The organism is Bdellovibrio sp. HM001 (assembly GCF_055397275.1).
In genome coordinates, this window is sequence record NZ_AP029174.1 from 1,049,193 (window position 1) to 1,066,372 (window position 17,180).

Annotated in this window: 18 protein-coding genes; 8 read left to right on the top strand and 10 right to left on the bottom strand. The window is 47.1% G+C overall.

Annotated features, from left to right (window positions below; translation table 11 throughout):
• Positions 1-496: 496 nt before the first annotated feature.
• Positions 497-928 (top strand): Mov34/MPN/PAD-1 family protein, encoded by a 432-nt coding sequence (locus tag ACZ5ZZ_RS05120; protein WP_464141551.1) that lies wholly within the window; start codon positions 497-499, stop codon positions 926-928.
• Between the two features lie 52 nt (positions 929-980).
• Entirely contained in the window at positions 981-1,793 is an 813-nt protein-coding gene (locus ACZ5ZZ_RS05125; protein ID WP_464141552.1) for a DUF5677 domain-containing protein, read from the top strand.
• Between the two features lie 82 nt (positions 1,794-1,875).
• Here the strand turns inward: ACZ5ZZ_RS05125 and ACZ5ZZ_RS05130 are convergent, their stop codons facing one another.
• The 3 genes from ACZ5ZZ_RS05130 to ACZ5ZZ_RS05140 all read right to left on the bottom strand — a co-directional run bounded on the left by ACZ5ZZ_RS05130 (position 1,876) and on the right by ACZ5ZZ_RS05140 (position 5,952).
• Positions 1,876-3,357: a hypothetical protein gene (locus ACZ5ZZ_RS05130; protein WP_464141554.1), complete on the bottom strand. Its 1,482-nt coding sequence runs from the start codon at positions 3,355-3,357 to the stop codon at positions 1,876-1,878.
• Between the two features lie 79 nt (positions 3,358-3,436).
• Positions 3,437-4,642: a tyrosine-type recombinase/integrase gene (locus ACZ5ZZ_RS05135; protein WP_464141556.1), complete on the bottom strand. Its 1,206-nt coding sequence runs from the start codon at positions 4,640-4,642 to the stop codon at positions 3,437-3,439.
• 419 nt (positions 4,643-5,061) lie between these two features.
• Positions 5,062-5,952: a LysR family transcriptional regulator gene (locus tag ACZ5ZZ_RS05140; RefSeq protein ID WP_464141558.1), complete on the bottom strand. Its 891-nt coding sequence runs from the start codon at positions 5,950-5,952 to the stop codon at positions 5,062-5,064.
• Between the two features lie 101 nt (positions 5,953-6,053).
• Between ACZ5ZZ_RS05140 and ACZ5ZZ_RS05145 the strand changes: the two genes are divergently transcribed.
• Positions 6,054-7,502, top strand: coding sequence for an NADP-dependent isocitrate dehydrogenase (locus ACZ5ZZ_RS05145; RefSeq protein ID WP_464141560.1), 1,449 nt, complete (start codon positions 6,054-6,056; stop codon positions 7,500-7,502).
• A gap of 144 nt (positions 7,503-7,646) precedes the next feature.
• Here the strand turns inward: ACZ5ZZ_RS05145 and ACZ5ZZ_RS05150 are convergent, their stop codons facing one another.
• On the bottom strand, positions 7,647-8,036 hold the full coding sequence (locus ACZ5ZZ_RS05150; RefSeq protein WP_464134063.1) for a hypothetical protein: 390 nt from the start codon (positions 8,034-8,036) through the stop codon (positions 7,647-7,649).
• 179 nt (positions 8,037-8,215) lie between these two features.
• Between ACZ5ZZ_RS05150 and ACZ5ZZ_RS05155 the strand changes: the two genes are divergently transcribed.
• A complete protein-coding gene (locus ACZ5ZZ_RS05155) occupies positions 8,216-8,893 on the top strand; it encodes a hypothetical protein (RefSeq protein ID WP_464141561.1) in 678 nt (225 codons plus the stop codon).
• Here the strand turns inward: ACZ5ZZ_RS05155 and ACZ5ZZ_RS05160 are convergent, their stop codons facing one another.
• The 4 genes from ACZ5ZZ_RS05160 to ACZ5ZZ_RS05175 all read right to left on the bottom strand — a co-directional run bounded on the left by ACZ5ZZ_RS05160 (position 8,894) and on the right by ACZ5ZZ_RS05175 (position 11,639).
• Positions 8,894-9,499, bottom strand: coding sequence for a hypothetical protein (locus ACZ5ZZ_RS05160; RefSeq protein WP_464141563.1), 606 nt, complete (start codon positions 9,497-9,499; stop codon positions 8,894-8,896).
• A complete protein-coding gene (locus tag ACZ5ZZ_RS05165) occupies positions 9,496-10,260 on the bottom strand; it encodes a TIGR02147 family protein (protein WP_464141565.1) in 765 nt (254 codons plus the stop codon). Before ACZ5ZZ_RS05165 ends, ACZ5ZZ_RS05160 begins: the two co-directional genes overlap by 4 nt.
• Before the next feature lie 149 nt (positions 10,261-10,409).
• Positions 10,410-10,715, bottom strand: coding sequence for a KH domain-containing protein (locus tag ACZ5ZZ_RS05170; RefSeq protein ID WP_464117759.1), 306 nt, complete (start codon positions 10,713-10,715; stop codon positions 10,410-10,412).
• A 114-nt stretch (positions 10,716-10,829) separates the two neighbouring features.
• Entirely contained in the window at positions 10,830-11,639 is an 810-nt protein-coding gene (locus ACZ5ZZ_RS05175; protein ID WP_464117757.1) for a hypothetical protein, read from the bottom strand.
• Between the two features lie 276 nt (positions 11,640-11,915).
• Here ACZ5ZZ_RS05175 and ACZ5ZZ_RS05180 point away from each other — a divergent pair, with 276 nt between their 5' ends.
• Positions 11,916-13,622 (top strand): ABC transporter ATP-binding protein, encoded by a 1,707-nt coding sequence (locus tag ACZ5ZZ_RS05180; RefSeq protein ID WP_464141567.1) that lies wholly within the window; start codon positions 11,916-11,918, stop codon positions 13,620-13,622.
• A 30-nt stretch (positions 13,623-13,652) separates the two neighbouring features.
• On the opposite strand, the gene ACZ5ZZ_RS05185 is transcribed toward ACZ5ZZ_RS05180, so the two are convergent.
• A complete protein-coding gene (locus tag ACZ5ZZ_RS05185) occupies positions 13,653-14,081 on the bottom strand; it encodes a hypothetical protein (RefSeq protein ID WP_464141569.1) in 429 nt (142 codons plus the stop codon).
• Between the two features lie 16 nt (positions 14,082-14,097).
• Positions 14,098-14,991 (bottom strand): pirin family protein, encoded by an 894-nt coding sequence (locus tag ACZ5ZZ_RS05190; RefSeq protein WP_464141570.1) that lies wholly within the window; start codon positions 14,989-14,991, stop codon positions 14,098-14,100.
• 79 nt (positions 14,992-15,070) lie between these two features.
• Here ACZ5ZZ_RS05190 and ACZ5ZZ_RS05195 point away from each other — a divergent pair, with 79 nt between their 5' ends.
• From ACZ5ZZ_RS05195 to ACZ5ZZ_RS05205, 3 genes are all read left to right on the top strand, one after another.
• A complete protein-coding gene (locus ACZ5ZZ_RS05195) occupies positions 15,071-15,844 on the top strand; it encodes an AMP nucleosidase (protein ID WP_464117749.1) in 774 nt (257 codons plus the stop codon).
• Positions 15,845-15,920: 76 nt separating this feature from the next.
• Positions 15,921-16,409, top strand: coding sequence for a hypothetical protein (locus tag ACZ5ZZ_RS05200; RefSeq protein WP_464141572.1), 489 nt, complete (start codon positions 15,921-15,923; stop codon positions 16,407-16,409).
• 191 nt (positions 16,410-16,600) lie between these two features.
• Entirely contained in the window at positions 16,601-17,140 is a 540-nt protein-coding gene (locus ACZ5ZZ_RS05205; RefSeq protein ID WP_464117745.1) for a hypothetical protein, read from the top strand.
• The last annotated feature ends 40 nt before the right edge of the window (positions 17,141-17,180 follow it).

Sequence of the window (17,180 nt, forward strand, 5' to 3'; positions counted from 1 at the left end):
ATGGTTCTGCTTCGCACACTGTATAGTTCTGCGAAGTGGCTTTTTTGTAGGAATAAGCTTTTTTAAAGTTATTAAGATTCGCGGATCGGCGTGATTCAAACTTCGAAGGGAATTCGAGAATGAGCTGGTATATTTTGAAACAGCTCGCGATTTGGTCATAAAATTGATCGTCAAATCACAGTCACACACAGTTTTAACTTATGTATATCATTTTAAACGGAAGTAAGTACCAAAACAATCAGTAAAAACGCAAAAATAATCAATAAAAACAAATAGTTATGCTTGATATAATGCGTTGCATTGTGCGATATTGATGTTATTCAAGTCACACTCAGTAGTCGAACATCACTGAAAGCTACGGGAAATTTTTATGATGAAAATTGAGTTACTACTGGCGAGGGAATTATTCCTATCTTTGTTCAGGATTTGTCGAGAACGTCGAAAATCAGATCTGATGATCTTTAAGAATTTTGCCTAGCTAGATCCGAGTATCGTTATGGGCATTCAACAGAAGAAGCAGATTAAGAAGCTAAAAATTCGGGAAAAGTGCAAGAAGAGAATTCTGAATTGGGCCAAGTCGAAAAACGAGATTGGATTTCTTTGTGCAGGAAAAAGGAAGAAGATCACCCACGTATTTAAAATTCGGAATAAGTCTAGAACGCCTCTTCATCGCTTTAAGTGGGATCTTCGGCAACGGGACAAAATTAGAAATGAAATTACAAAGAGAGGACTGAGGCTAATTGCGGAAGGGCATTCGCATCCGAATGCGCGTCATTTAAGATCGCCATCGACGGAAGATCTTGCCTATTTCGATTGCACTTATCCTCACTTAATAGCGTTTCCAATATCGGGCGAAGTAAAGGGATGGTATTTAGGATCAGACACACGGACTACGCGGACGAATGAAATTGCAATCAAATATAAATAGATAATTGTATGTTGTTTGAAAAATACCTTATCCTAACTTTTGGGAGGAAAAAATGCCATTTCAACAGTTTGGATTTTTGGGGCAAACCGCACAGCAGTACATTTCGAAACATAGATCTGAACATGCAGAGCTTTTTAAGATTGCAGATGAGTTAAATGAAATTGCGCAAGGCTTTATCCCTCTTCTAGCGATAAAATCGGACGACATACAGCAGCTGACTTGCGTTTCGCTATATATCAGAATTATGAGTTCGTATTCTTCCGCAATTAAACTTCTTGAATACGGCTTATCATTGGATGCCGGAAATGTGATTAGAAGCGCAGTTGAAAGTAGCATTTACTTGAATGCTTGTGCGACGAATACCGAATTCGTTGATAGCTATCATTATTCAAAGGAAATATTCAGGCTGAAGATGATCAATATTTCTCTCAATGGTGAAGATGGAGCTATACCTGTTACAGAAGAGAACAAAGCAACCTTATTGGCAATTAAGGAAGAAATTGAAGGACTCAAGAAAGTTGGCAAAGTTAAAGAGTTAAATCTGAGAGAAGTCGCCAAGAGTTGCGAAATGCTGCCTGTCTACAATACGGCTTACAGACTACTTTCAAATCAAAACTCACACTCTTCATCAGAGTCACTAAAGCAAATTCAAAAGAGAGATGCTTCCGGAAATATTACTGGTATTATGTGGCAGCCAGATCTTGAGGAAATTGGGCTATACATAAGTACTCTTGGTACTGCTCTTTTGTCCGGATTTTATGGTCTTATAAAAGTGTTAGCGATTCCGAAAGAGGACTTAAAGCCTTTGGAGGTTAAGATGGAAAAATGCTGGGACAGAATGCAGGAAGCTTGGCCAGAGCGATGAACTCTGTATCCTTTCTGAAAAGGCATTTGGCTACAAAAAGTATGACCCATGGCTGGGTCACTACATATCATTTGCACTTCAGCTAAGCGGTTGGTTCCGGCTCTGATTTTTTCACTTTTGGTTCAGTTTTAGAGTTCGACAAGGATTTGGTTGGGGTGGCATCTCGCTCGACTATGGCTGTGTCTTGAAGTTGAAAGACAGGCTTGGTTAAAGATCGACTGTCATAAACACCAGACAAGACTTCGCGCATTAGAGTCATTCGAGTCGCCATTTTTATTTTAATTTTATCTTCTTGTGAAACATCTGAACCATACAATGCAGAATCAGATGTGTCTCGTGCTAAGATCGAAACTTCTGACATTTTCAAACGCTTGCGGTTGTTTGTGATGATCTCGTCCATAAAAGGTTTCGCAAGCTTATAGAGAAATGCAAAGGCGAATCCCATAAAGATTAGAAGGAAGGCTTTGATTCCTAAGAGATTCAAGACCCCGAGTTGGGGCATAGCTTTAAATGTATTGAATACTTCAATTGTACTTTGGATGGAGATATATGCCAAGCCTGCGCTAACTAAAAGACAGCAACCCAAGATCCAAAGGTACTTGGTATTTTGACTTTGAGTTTGCGCTGCAAATCCTGCGACATCGTCAGCAAATAGAGATACATCGTTATGAAGCTCCTGTAGTCTGTCATTCAATTGAGAGATTTGATGAGATTTGAGTGTAAGATTACTTTCTCTCTCATCAATCAATGCTGACAAATTCTGTGAATTAGCTTGCAGGTCTCTAAGTTGAGATTCAAGAGAAGCCTTGGCTTCTGTTAACGCGCGATTGCCTTCCTCCAGGTTCTTCTTATCTATTTCTCTTTTGGAAACTGAAGCATTTAGAGCCTTAAGTTCGTCTTCCTGGGCCGCAAATTTCTCTTTTACTAAAGAAATCTCATTCTCGTGAGCCGTCTTTTCTCTTTTTAGAGCTAATTTTGATTTAGTAACATCATCGTTGTGTGCTGTGATTTTACTTTCTAACTCCAGCCGTTGAGTCTCAACAGCCGCAACTGCCTTTTTTGTGTCAGAGGTAAGCTTCCCCTGCAGGATTAGATATTGGTCATAAATATCCGGGAGATCGAGAAGGTCCTTCGTCGATACCAGGTCAACTTGGATTTTGCTTACTTTTTCGCTCGACGAGAAAAAGCCAATACGGTTCGCAGACACTTTAAACCCAGTAATAAATTGGTTGATTGTGCAGCGAGAAAGATCGTCATGTTCTTCAATAAAGTTGTCGGAAATGCGCTTGAATTCTCTAGTTGCGAAATCTTTTACCTCATATTTTAGGCGAATACCGTCTTCTTGGGCAGCTCCAACTGTGATTGCAGTGACAAACATAGGTTCATCAAACTCATAATAGAGTCCATTGGCATCAAGTTTAAACTCTGGATTTGAATTATCACCAAGCAGATCAATGAAGTGCTTCTTCCGTTTTGAGAAGAAGCCAAGCTGAATGCCTTGGGCTTGGACTATCGGCAATTTTGCTAGATCAGCATCATAATTTTTTACCAAATCCTGTGGCATTCAACCCTCCATCTTTGTCACTGGGCAAATTTGCAACTTCACGAATTTGTATCATAATATCCACCTAAGTGATGAATTTTTAATCAACAACGCATGGCGGTAACGATTTCTTTGGATCGTCTAAATGCCATAAAAACTTGCTCCAAGACTCAAGAGCGGATCTCTTTTCTCTATCGTAAGAGTACCTGTCATAAACTGCCGTAATGGAGCGATCGGAGTGGTTCAAAAGCTTTGAAATAGTCATCCTTTCTGTTCCATTTGCTGCTAGCCAAGTAGCCATTGTCCGCCTGAAATCATGGCCATTGAAATCAACCCCTGAGGTCTTCCGAAGCCTTTGAATTGCTTTCTGGATGTTCTTGATTGGAAAGTCTCCTGATGTTTTGTCTCGTCTATATGTGAAGGGACTTGGTATTAGCCATTTAGACTCTCTGCAGTTTTTAATAGCTACGTCAATCAACAATTTGATTTCAGGTGTGATGGGTAGAATATGGTGTTTTTTGTTCTTGGAAACCTCCTTGGGAATTCCGATCGTCAATCTTTCAATATCGATGTTCTCTCGAAGTATTTGCTTCACCTCCGTTCCTCGTTGTCCGGTCATGATATAGAGCTGAAAGAACTCCTTTGACGGAGACTTCATTTTGCCAATAGCAATCCATATTTTTTTTAGCTCCTCGTCATTTAATACACGATCCCTAGAAAACTCTTTGATTCTTTTCTTAATTCCGGAAGCAGGAGAAGATTTGAGATATTCACGATCAACTGCGAAGTTCAGGATCTCTCGTAAAAGACCATGATTACGATTCACTTTGATCGTAAAGCCTTCCTTAACCAAGCGATCAAGATAGTTAATGACGTCACGACGGGAGATCTGATCTATCGGTCGACTTCCAAAGACCGGAACCAGATCAACTTCAAACTTCCGAAGATCCTCTTTCCATGAACGTTTGTTGGGCTTTGAGTATTTTTCAATGTATTCCATGCCAAGTTCTTTAAATGTAAGAACGGGAATATCTTCTTTCAGGGGATCGTCACCTTTGAGTGTGGCCAGCAAGAGCTCTAAGGCTCGCTCTCTGGCGTCAGCAAGGGGAAGTACTCTTGCATCACCAAGCGACAGCCTTCGCTTATCCTGGCCTCTCTTAATCCGTATTGTCCATGTTTTAGTGCCGCTTGAGTAAACGCGGAGACAGAGACCCGTAACTTTCTCATCAAAGTATTCTTCGACCTTTTTATCTGACGGTGGTTTTATGCTTTCGACCATCTTCGCATTGAACAGAACTACGGGCATTGTGACCTCCTCAACCATTTGACTTTTTGACCTTCTAAATGACTTGAGGGTCTATAGAGGGTCCAAAAAGATGAAGTTTGCAGACGTCACTTGAATAGCCTTGAGCCTGGCTGAAATAAACTAAGTAATTGAAATTGTGAACGAATAGTGCTTCAGACGTATTCAAGTGTTGTCAGCACTATTCAACGTACCAGAGACTTCGAACCAAGGGGTTGCAGGTTCGAGTCCTGCCGACTGCACCATCCTTCTTCTCTTTTTCCTTTTAATTCTGCTTCGATCTTGGATGCTTGCTCCGGCGGGACGCGGAAAATCGCGGATCGAGCGCTCTTTTCCTAGGCGCTCGACACTAAAAAGTGCCACTGGCCCTTTTTAGCGCGGGCACAACTGCCGACTGCTTATTCCTAGATGGAGGCCTTTGCTTATAGATCTTTTTTCATTTTGGCTATCAGATGGCGGACGTCGGCGTTTGGTTCTTTTTTTTGTCTGGTGATGGCGTAGAATCTCTGCTCGATCTGGGAGATTTTTAGAAGAACCTCAACTTCTCCGGAGGCAAGGTCGCTCTGGATGCCCATTTCTGGCATGGCCACGACTTCACCTGATCGAAGTGCCAGAATTCTTAACAAGGCCACATCGTCGATCTCTCCGGCAATTCGCAGTTGTTTGAATTTTTCAAGATAGGCGTCCAGCTCGGGCTTGGCTTCAAAGTGGCTTCCGGGTGTAAACAGCGCATGCGTGGTCAGGATCGAGTTCAGATCTTTTTTTCTTTTGTTGTTCGACTGCTTTCGCATGACCAGCAGCAAAGGGGACTTGGTGATGACATGCGAATGAAGCTGAATCTTGTGGTCCGGATCTGCGTTGCGCGAGGAAAGAACCACGTCGAGCTTGTGCTCGACCAGCAGGCGTATCAGATTCTCCTGGTCTCCTGTTGTTATCTCGAATTTCAAATTTGCGTCTTTTATTAACGGCTGAATAAATTCAAACTGAAAGTTTCTCGACAGCCCGGAAATGGCCCCGATACGAAGAGTTCGTTTGTTGGGCAGGGACCCCTTGGTGGCCCAGTTAATCAGTTCGCGGCTGGATTCAAAAATTGAATTTGCGTATTCCAGCACCTTTCGTCCTTCTTCTGTAATCTGAGGACGGCGGGGATTTTTTCGGTCAATCAGATTTAGCTCCAAAGCCTCCTCGAGCAGCTTGATCTGCGAGGTGACTGCCGATTGGGCAATCGACAGGGCTTCGGCTGTTCGGGTGAAACTGGAGGTTCGTGAGAAGATCCAGAAGACATAAAGGTGATGATGGTTGAGCCTTTGCATTCCGTTATTATATCTATTTTATAGATAACAATGAACTAAATTATCTATTTTTAATAATGTTTGAAATGTTCCAAAATGGCCTCAGAAAAGGAGATCATCAAATGAGCACGCCAAGAATTACCGTCGCCCACGGCGACGGTATCGGACCTGAGATTATGGCAGCGACCCTTCGTATACTTGAGCTGGCAGGGGCCGACCTGGCTTTTGACACCATTGAGATTGGGGAGAAGGTTTATCGCCGCGGACTTGATGCTGGTATTGAAGAGTCATCGTGGAACAAACTGGTTGATAACAAGATTTTTCTAAAGGCTCCTATTACGACGCCTCAGGGTGGGGGATTTAAAAGTCTCAATGTGACTGTTCGAAAGGCTCTGGGGCTTTATGCGAATGTGCGGCCTTGTCGTTCCTATGCGCCTTTTGTAAAGACCAAACACCCCAGTATGGATTTGGTTATCATTCGAGAAAACGAAGAAGACCTGTATGCCGGTATCGAGCACCGTCAGACGGATGAGGTCTATCAATGCCTGAAGCTGATCACCAGACCGGGCTGTGAAAAAATTGTGCGCTATGCTTTTGAATATGCCAGACGCTCGGGCCGCAAAAAAGTGACCTGCTTTAGCAAGGACAACATCATGAAAATGACCGATGGTCTTTTTCATAAGGTGTTTGATGAGATCGGAGCCGAGTATCCGACTCTGGAGAAAGAACACTGGATCGTCGATATCGGCGCTGCAAAAATGGCCGATACGCCAGAAGTATTCGACGTGATCGTCACACCGAACCTTTACGGCGATATTCTCAGCGATATCTCCGCGCAAATCGCCGGATCGGTGGGGCTTGCGGGCTCTTCGAACATCGGTGAAAACTGCGCCATGTTTGAGGCTATTCACGGCTCAGCCCCCCGACGGGCAGGACAGGATTTGGCCAACCCCAGCGGTCTTATCCTGGCATCGGTTCAGATGTTGGTGCACATGGGACAGGGCAAAGTGGCGCAAAAGATTCATAATGCATGGCTGAAGACGATGGAAGATGGTGTTCATACTTATGACATCTACCAAGAGGGCGTCAGTAAGAAGAAAGTCGGGACTAGGGAATTCTCCAGTGCGGTCGCGGAGCGCCTTGGTGAGGAGCCGGTGAAGCTGCAAAAAGCCGCCTACTCCGATGAGGCCCCTTTGAATCTGAAGTATGAAAAAAAGAATATAGCGGCCGCTCGTAAAGAACTTGTCGGTGTCGATGTCTTTGTGCAAGAAGACAACCGTGACCCGGACCTTCTGGCGCAGCGATTGCAATCAGCTATTGAAAGCCTTCCTCTGTCGTTGCAGATGATCACCAACAGAGGCGTGAAGGTGTTTCCGCAGGGCATGAAAGAGACCTTCAAAACCGACCACTGGAGATGTCGTCTGGTGGCAAAAGAGCAGGGAGTCAGCAACCATGCCGTCTTGTGGATGTTGATGCGCGAATTGAGCCGCACCAATATCGATGTGATTAAGACAGAGAATCTTTATCTTTTTGACGGGGAAAAGGGTTACTCGCTTGGACAGGGACAATAAATACTCCTACAGTGGCGAAACGGTCTATTTCGCCACGAAACATGCCAAAGAAACCGCGCTGAGAGGGCCCCTTGAAAAAGTGGGCCTTCGCGGGCTTCCCTGTGGGGACTGTGGTCGCCCCAGTCGCCTTTCAAAGAGGCCCTTTTAAGGGCGAGGAGCCGGTGGGCGAGGTTCCGGAGTGTGGATGCGATTGCAGACTCCGGATAGATGCACTTCATAGTCTTTATCGGACGTGAAGATGGCCAGGGTCCCGGACTGGTACCCTTCGCGATAACATGAGAAGGTGATACGATAGCGGCAGGACAACCCAGAGCGAAGTTGTTCAGGGCAATCGCTTTGAACCGAGAAGCTGTCACCAGAAATTGTATGTGAAATGCCACGAAGTACGGTGGAGTTGTAATTAGTCAAAAGCATGTCACGGGTGCGTGTTGCAGACACGGGAAGCATCCCAAAATCCATGCGCGATTCGACCTGGGCGGCCGCGCCCAGTGGAGCAAGTAAAGTTAAGAACACGAGAGTTTTCAAGCATTTCACGGATGACCTCCTTGGTGGTAAATCAATTGGGCCTTTGGCAGCAGGGCCAGTCAAACTTTAGGCCGGAACTGCGCTTTTTATCTGTTCGACGTTTTTCTCAGAAACATCTTAAGGTCTTGGCTCGTTGACCGCTTGGGTGACACTTGTAATCTGAAAGTCACCGATTGCAGGAGGTCTTGATGAAAGTGGTACTTTTCGCGACAGCACTGTTCCTTACAGCGATGGCCCAAGCCGCCCCGGCCCCAGAAAGTTGTCAGCCCATGGCAGAAACCAAAGGGGGCACCTTGCTTCAGCGAGCCTGGTTGGATCAGGCTGAAATCTGCATGCTGTCGGTGTCACCGACCGATGCTTACAAGGATATGGTTTACCGTGATTATGTTTTAACCGCCGACGGTATGTTCATGGTGTTTAACGCTTACGGCACGGACGGGCAGTTCGGGGCGCGTGATTTCTACATGTTCCCGCGCAAGCAAACTAAAATGAACTATCAATGGAACGAGGAAACCCAAGAGCTGATCATTGAGCACGTCACCGGAGATCGCTTTGTCTTTGATATGAACAAAGCCGTGTTGAAGTCGATTTCAGGTGCGAGCAAGGTGACGGTGGATAAGGTCTCAAAGAAAAATGGCGGAGGCGTTACCATCACCGGCTACAGAGGGCAGATTCTGGATGTGGGGTTTGCGCTCAATCAGGATCCGTCGCAGAACAGCGCTGGAAATTCTGTCCTGCGTGATGGGCAAAGAACCTGTTCCTTGCGTAACAAGGATCTTTTCCGTTATATGAGTGACGGGGATGTGATCTTCCGCTTTAAGACAGACGCGGAATTTCAGAAGCTGGTTTCCACCAGCTGCCGATAATTAAAAGGAATTGATCAAATCTGTGAAAGCTCGGCGATCACGGAACTGGAAGTCCAGCGAGTGAATTCGCGTATTGATATGACGAACCCAGCTTGAATTGGAGTCTGGGTTTTCTTCGAGAATGTCACGATAGATGAACTCGTGCATGACCAAAGCCGCTTTTTGATCTTCGTCTAAAGACTGCCACAGCAGAGAATCAATCGCATACTCCTGGAAACCAAAACGACTTTCGTTGGTCTGAACAATCGCAATACGCATACGACAGCCGGGCTTTAATTGGATGGCCCCCTGATCGTTCGGGCCTGTCATCTCAATGCGAGCATGCCAGCGAACTTGTTGTGGCCACTGTTGCAGCCAGCGGGTGTACTTCGCGGCCTTTTCCGAATTCACAGGGCGAATGCGCCCAATCAGATCACTGACTTTTGCCTGGAAAGAGCGAGCGGAAGAGTAGTCCATGGTCAGACCCTGCGCCTGAGCCTCAGCGACTTCCAAGGCCAAAGGGACCTGGTTGCGGCAGCTGACGACGTAACCGCCGTTACGAACCACGTACTGTGCAAAGGCCGTGGGAGCTGCCAAAAGGAAAGCAAAAACGATCAGATATCTCATGCCATCTCCTTGGAGGTTGCGGGAAGCAGCTGCATTCCCAGAGTATAAACTTCGGTGCACTCACCTTGGGAAAGTTTGCTGTAAACCTTCTTCCAGCACTTCTCAAGTTCTTTCTTGGCAGCAGGCAGGTTCTTTGGATTTACCGCCATGGTCACATAAACCATATCACGCTGGTCGGTAGGAACCTTATGGAAGATGTCAGAACTTCTTCGCATGGCTTCCATATGGAATTTTTGCACATCGAAGTTCGGGATGTCGCTTTCAGAAGACAGGCTGCGCACGGCTTTGGAGAAAGTTTCATCGCTGTGGCGCTCAACCAATCCCAGTTGTTCCAGCTTGTCCATGATCAGAACTGTTTTTTCTATGCTGACGCCGGTTTCGTTTGAAATACTTTCAATGTCACACAGGTCTGCATGCAGATCCATTGCCGCAAGCACCAAAAAGAAATCCACGCCAGACACTTCCGAAAACTCGGTCTTTGTCAGAACGCGCTCAATCGAATAGGTGGCTTTCTTGCGGTTTTTCTCAGCCTCAAACAGCTGCAGGGCCGCATCGTGATCTTCCTGGCTTAAGCGCAATCCTGTGATGAGCTTCTCAAAGTTCGCAGATGATACGGGGCGCTTGTTATTGAAGATTTCAGAGAGATGTCCTGGGGATATGTCCACCCGTTGGGCGAGGGCGCGTAGGGAAAAACGTGGGTTGGCAGCTCGACGTTCTTCAAACTTCTTGTGGAAAAATTTATTCAAAGTCTTCATGGGCATCTGACCTCTTATCAACTCGTGTTTCACAAGTACACGGTAAATGTGAGGGATTGCAAAGATGTCAGTACACATGTTCGGATAATTGTTCGTACATTATAATCGAACACCAAGGCCGCTCTGGGAGCGACCTTGACGGCGCGCGCTAAGCCTTAAAGTACCAGATCAATCACAGCGCGAAAGCCGTGAGTGCCTGCGACGGCAGCCAGAAGCACGCGAAGAGCGTTGATGGTTTTTCCGTTAGCGCCAATCAGACGCCCACGCAGATCCTCGGGGACTTCGATACGATAGACTGTGGTTTTGTCACCTTCGACGTAGCTGACCTGAATGTTGTTTTGGTTGTTACATAGATTCTGTGCGATGGTCTGAAGCAGGCTGCGGATCTCTTCTCGGGCTAAAGGGGAGGTCGTGATCGGTAGCGGACGCATCTTAAATACGGGAATAGCAGAATCATTCATTGGTCAAATACTCCTTAAGTTCATTTTCTGGATCAAGAAAATGAAACTCAAGGAGCTTGTGAAAACCAGTACCGTATTCTGTTTGAAGCGAAAGTTCAAACAGGGCTCAGAAGTTTAGATGTCGTAGATGCCAAAGCCAGTGTCTGGCACATCCATGACATCAAGAGCTTGGAAGATTTCTTCATTGTCTTCAAACTCGCTGCGCTTCTTGGCGTTCAAGCGTTTCTCATCGTGGCAAGGAGTGTAAGCTGAAATTGATTTAGCGATCTTCTTGGATTTTCCACTTTTGGCTTGAGGGCGCAGGACATCCCAATAGGATTTGCGGCTAAACAGGGCATCGTCGCGACGAAGCTGGCCATCCAACATACTGAAGGTGCAAGAGAACGTATCCGAAGGATATTTGCTGTCGCCGTTGCTACAGTCCTTGGCGTAAGCACCCTCCTTGCCAACGTGAAGCTGCATCAGACCATACAGACTGCCATTGGGACCCTTGGCGGGTGCGTTTTTGTTGCAGGTACTTTCATAGTTGGCCATGGCATTAAAGACCAACACCCAGAAGTTGGCTTTGTCAGTCGGTTTCATTTTGGAATAAGTCGGGCAGACGCGGTGAATGTCCGGTGAACCCTTTTCAAGGTTCGGGTAAGAACCCTTTAGATAGTCCTCGCGGATATAGTGCCCCCACTGACCCAACTCAGTTCCACTGGCGAAGTTGTTGCACTTCGGGCCCCATTTTAGGTTCTTATTGATGTCGGTGATAACTGTCGCGACAAACTGCATGTTGTCTTTCATGCGAGGGCCTGCTGGTGTGTTCACAAAACAATCCGTGCAGATGCCAGCCTCGGTATTGCCACGCGTGGCCGGGGCGGTCGGTGAATAAAGCACAGTGATTGCAACCAGTGCGGCGATTCTAGATGAAAACTTCATGTCCAGTCTCCGAGTTAAGTTGTCCTCTAAAGGTGTGGTTGATAAGTCCCTCTTCGGCTCATGCTTGGACTTTCTGTACCAAAAGAGAGTTTTTTTGTTCCCTCCAAGGTTGGAGGGACGTTCGAACAACAGGGTGTTCTATTCTGAGTCAAACACGGTACTGAAAACCAATTAAGACTCACGATTCCTTTTTATTGACCAAAGTTCAGGGATGGGGGAACAGTGGACCTTTTCCACCGGAGTGGTGCTAAAGTCTCTATCCAGAGGTCGAAATTTATGAGCACAAATATCATTGAAGTCCGCAACCTGGCCGTCGAATTTAAGACCGAAGATGGTCTGGTCAAAGCCGTGAAAGACATCTCTTTTGCCATTCCCAAAGGTAAAACAGTGGGGTTGGTAGGGGAATCCGGCTCGGGTAAAAGTATCACGTCGCTGGCCATCATGCAGCTGATTGGAAATCCCGGTAAAATCACCCAAGGTGAGATCCTGTTTGAAGGTCAGGATCTGTTGAAGTGTTCGGAAAAGAAAATGCGCAGCATCCGTGGCGCGCGTATTTCCATGATCTTCCAGGAGCCAATGACCAGTTTGAATCCGGTCCTGACCGTGGCTGACCAGATCACAGAAACCCTGATGTTGCATCAAGGGCTGAGCAAGCCTCAGGCTCTGGAAAAAGCACTGGACCTGCTTAAGCAGGTGGGCATTCCACGTCCTGAAGAAAGACTTTATTTCTATCCTCACAAGTTCAGCGGCGGGCAGCGCCAAAGAATCATGATCGCCATGGCCATTGCCTGCAATCCGGATGTTTTAATCTGTGATGAACCGACGACGGCGTTGGATGTGACGATTCAAAAACAGATCCTGGATCTTTTAGCAGAGATTCAGCAAAGAACCGGCATGAGTTTATTGTTTATCACCCACGATCTGGGGGTGGTGGCGGACATCGCCGACGAAGTGATCGTCATGAATAAGGGTGAAATCGTGGAGCGCGGGCGTTCGAAGGACATCTTCGAAAAGCCCCAACATCCCTACACCAAGGGTCTTTTAGCTTGCCGTCCGTCCCTGGAAAAGAACCCGGAACGTCTGCCGACATTAAGTGATTTTATGACGGCCGAGGGTGAGGAGATCAAAGCTCCGGTTCAGGCGCAAGTGAGGGCTCCGGCAGTGGCTCGAGAAGACAAGGTTCTTTTGGAGGTCAAGGATCTGCAAACTCACTTCCCTCACACTGGTGGTTTGCTGGGGCGTGTGCAGTCTTGGACCAGAGCCGTGGACGGTGTCAGTTTCCAGGTGAAAAAAGGCCAAACGCTGGGACTGGTGGGTGAATCTGGTTGCGGTAAGACGACGCTGGGGCGCACGATCCTGCGGCTGATTGAACCCACAGGCGGACAGATTATCTATGATGGCCAGGACATTTCGGCGATGGATGCCCGTCAACTGATGCCTGTTCGTAAGAAAATGCAGATCATCTTTCAGGATCCATATGCTTCGTTGAATCCGCGCATGACAATTGGGACCATTCTGATGGAGCCGATGCAGATTCACAATATCGGGGACAATAATAACCAGCGCCGTGAAATCGCTGCAGAGATGTTGAAGAAAGTCGGCATGAATCCTTCGATGATGAATCGTTATCCTCATGAGTTTTCCGGCGGACAAAGACAGCGCATCAGTATTGCGCGCGCCTTGATGGTGCGCCCGGATTTCATCGTCTGTGACGAGTCGGTTTCGGCTTTGGATGTCTCCATTCAGGCGCAGATTCTGAATCTTCTGCTGGATTTGCAGGATGAGATGAATCTGACCTATATCTTTATTTCGCACGATCTGTCGGTGGTGAAATTTATTTCCGATGAGGTGGCGGTGATGTTCGGAGGCAGGATTGTCGAGCACAACACGGCTCAAAGCATCTATGAAAATCCGCAGCATGAATATACCAAAAAATTATTGGGAGCGATCCCCAAGGGTGTTCCCAAAGAGCTGGTGTTATAAGAAAAAGGCCGGTTGAGAAACCGGCCTTTTTTAGTGGCGTCGCTGGTGCCAGCTCCACAGATCCTGGCTGAATTGAGCGGGACTGGAAGAGCCCTCATACAGGGAGCGGATCTGGCGAAGAGCCGAGGCCTGTTGGGCCCCTGTAATTTTCAGAATCCTGAAGAGCTCATTCAAATATTTTCCCTGACCCGCCTTTAGTTCTTTTCCCAGTTTGGTAAAATGAATGGTGGCAAATTGCTGGGTTTCCAAAGCTTGTTCGCTGACCTGGTTCTGGGGGCTGCTGAGCGAAGAATCTGAAGTGGGCTCCGGCCCTTTGCCAGACATCACTTCAGCGTCGCGCGCATGAGTTTCCCAATTGGGCACAAAGGTTTCTTCATTTTGTGCCGAGGAGTCCTTGGGGGCCGAAGAACAACCTGCTAAGGCCAGAAGTGTGATGGAAATAAAAACGTATTTAAACAAGCGACTCTCCTTCATCTTAAGAGCCAGCGGGCTCGGGAGGAAGTGGTATAATGTCAGCTTCCCCGGGAACCTGGGGGAAGGTCAACTCTCGCCATTGCTTTTTGGCTTCTTCGATTTTTTCACGCGAGGATGAAACATAGTTCCAATAGATATAACGCGGTTCCGGAAAGGGTTTTCCTCCCAGAACGATGAATTGTGTGTCCTCGGTGGCTGTGACCTTCAAGGACGAGCCCTGCTCCAGGACGACAAAGTCATCAGGTGGGATCTCTTTGCCATCGATGTCCAGTCGGCCTTTGATGATATAGAACGCCAGTTCCTGATCGCCCGGATCAAAGGTGAAGGTGTCAGACTGCCCAAGCTTTACATCCATGAAGAACAGCGGGGAATAGACATCGACGGGGGATTTTTTGCCGAAGGCCTCGCCCGCAATCAGGGTGACGTTGGCACCATCGACCTGGAAGTTGGGAATAAGGGACTTTTCATGATGGGTGAAGCTGGGCTGGCGATCTTCTTCCGACAGTGGCAAGGCCACCCAGAACTGCAGCAGGTGCAGACGGTGGGCTTTACCCTGGACGGACTCAGGAAGGCGCTCGGAATGGGAAATGCCGCGTCCTGCAGTCATCCAGTTGACATCGCCAGGCAGTAAAACTTGCCTGTTGCCCAGGCTGTCATGGTGAAGCACCTGACCTTCCAGCAGATAGCTCAGGGTGGAAAGGCCGATATGGGGATGAGGGCGGACATTGAGTCCGTCACCTGCGGCAAAGTCCGTGGCCGGGAAATAATCAAAAAAGATGAAAGGGCCTACCATTCTTTTCTTGGCATAGGGAATCAGTCGGTGAACCTGCGGGCCGCCCACGGACACCAGGCGGGGAGGAATCTCCATCAGAATGTGATTTTGCGAAGAACTCATAATCGGACCCCTTTTCTTCTGTGGATTATCATGTTAGCTTAAACCAATTTACCAATTGAAGAAAAATAATGGGAGTAGCATGAAAACAAAAAAAGAAATCGTTGATAACTGGTTGCCTCGCTACACAGGCGTGCCACTGAATGAATTTGGCCAGTATATTTTGCTTACGAACTTCGGCAACTACGTCAAAATGTTTGCTGAGCAGTTTAATGTCCCCGTGCGTGGTTTGGACAAACCAATGCAGAGTGCTACGGCTGAAAACATCACCATTCTGAATTTCGGCATGGGCAGCGCCCTGGCCGCGACTTGCATGGACTTGTTGTCTGCAATCAATCCCAAGGCCGTTTTGTTCCTGGGTAAATGCGGTGGTATCAAGAAAAAGAACCAACTGGGTGACTTCATTCTTCCGATCGCGGCAATCCGTGGCGAAGGAACCAGTAATGAATACCTTCCGGCAGAAATCCCGGCATTGCCGTCCTTCCGTCTGCAAAAGGCCGTTTCCACCATGATTGCAAAACACAGCTGTGATTATTGGACGGGTACGGTTTATACAACCAATCGTCGTGTGTGGGAACATGACGAAAACTTCAAGGACTATCTGACCAAGACACGTGCTATGGCCGTGGACATGGAAACTGCCACGATCTTTGTGACAGGCTTTGTGAATGAGATCCCACGCGGGGCTTTGTTGCTAGTGTCTGACAACCCGATGATTCCAGACGGAGTTAAGACCGAAGAAAGTGACAGGAAAGTGACCGCCAACTTTGTAGAGAAGCATTTGGCTATCGGCATTGATTCTTTGCGTGAGCTGCGTGATTCCGGCGAATCCGTGAAACACATGCGCTGGGATTGATTTCAGACAGTTTCACCCATCTTCCATTCCAAACCCCGTTGCGCTCGACTAGGTTCAAAGACTTAAGGAGGCCGCGATGGGGAAATGGATTCTTGTTTTGTTTGCAGTCATAAGTCTTTTTGCCACTCTGGGGGCGCAGGCGCAGCAGGATCTGCCTCTGCCGTTGCCGGATGAACCCTATCCTGGGGAGCCCAGTCCGAATCCCAATCCTCCACCGAAACCTCCACCTCGACAGGAGATTCCTTATTCATTAGGTGGTGGGGACACGGGGCGGTTTCGTACTCGCACCTTCGACTTTTTTCCTCGCGTTGATTTGAATCGTATTGTTCGTATTCGTTTGGTTGGAACGCGAAATAATATCGAGATCAAAGACGTTGTCATTCAGTATGCGGATGGAACCGGAGAGTGGCCGGAGCAGCGACTGCCCGGAGAATTAAAGTCCGGTGGTGTGCGCGAAACATGGCTGAATGGACGGCCTGTTTATCGAATTCAGATTAAAGCGTCGAACTCACATTTTTGGAAAAAGCCCGGAGGCTTTCGCGTGGATGTGATTGCGGTGAGATAAAGAAGATGCCCAAAGTTTCAGCATGAAAATTGGATATGAAAATGCAAAAAGCTCTCGATTTCGAGTCCGTATTTCTGCAAAATTCACCTTTTTTCATGCAATTAACATATTGTGTCATTTCAAAAGTTGCGATATAACTGGGCCACTTTAAATCACCTAGACGTTTAAAAGCACTATTGGGGAGGCTCGTTTTGATCAATCCAGGCACTAACATGCACGCCGACGAAATCGACACAGATTTGGACTCTGACCTAGACAACGAAAAAGAGGTGAAAAAATCGGCCTTCGACGTAGATGTCGATGAAGAACAGGAAACCGCTCTACTGGCGAGCCTGTCTGACAACCTTCTGATGGAAGGTGAAGAAGATGACCTGAATCTGGATGAAGTGGAAAACATCCTGGAACTTCCAGACACAGGTTTCCCGAAGTTCACATTGGCTAAGAATAAAGCTCGCTTTTTGAGAATGGTCAGCTGGTACCGTGGAAAAGAAGAGTGGATCGAAGTAGCTCCTCTTTCTGGCGTGACGAAGCTTTTCAAAACTCAGACGAAAGAGCTCGAAGGCATCCGTTCTTCCAAGTTGGATTACGAGATGGAACTTGAGACAGGAACTTTGACTCCTTCTCAAAGATCTTACCGCCGCGACGAACTTAAAATGTGTAAAGTTCAGGAAAAAATGGCGGTTCACTTGATCTCCAAGCTTCAAGTGAAGATCAAATCCGGCCGTCGCTAGTATTCTTCTTAAAATTTGAACCACTAAAAACCCGTCTCTT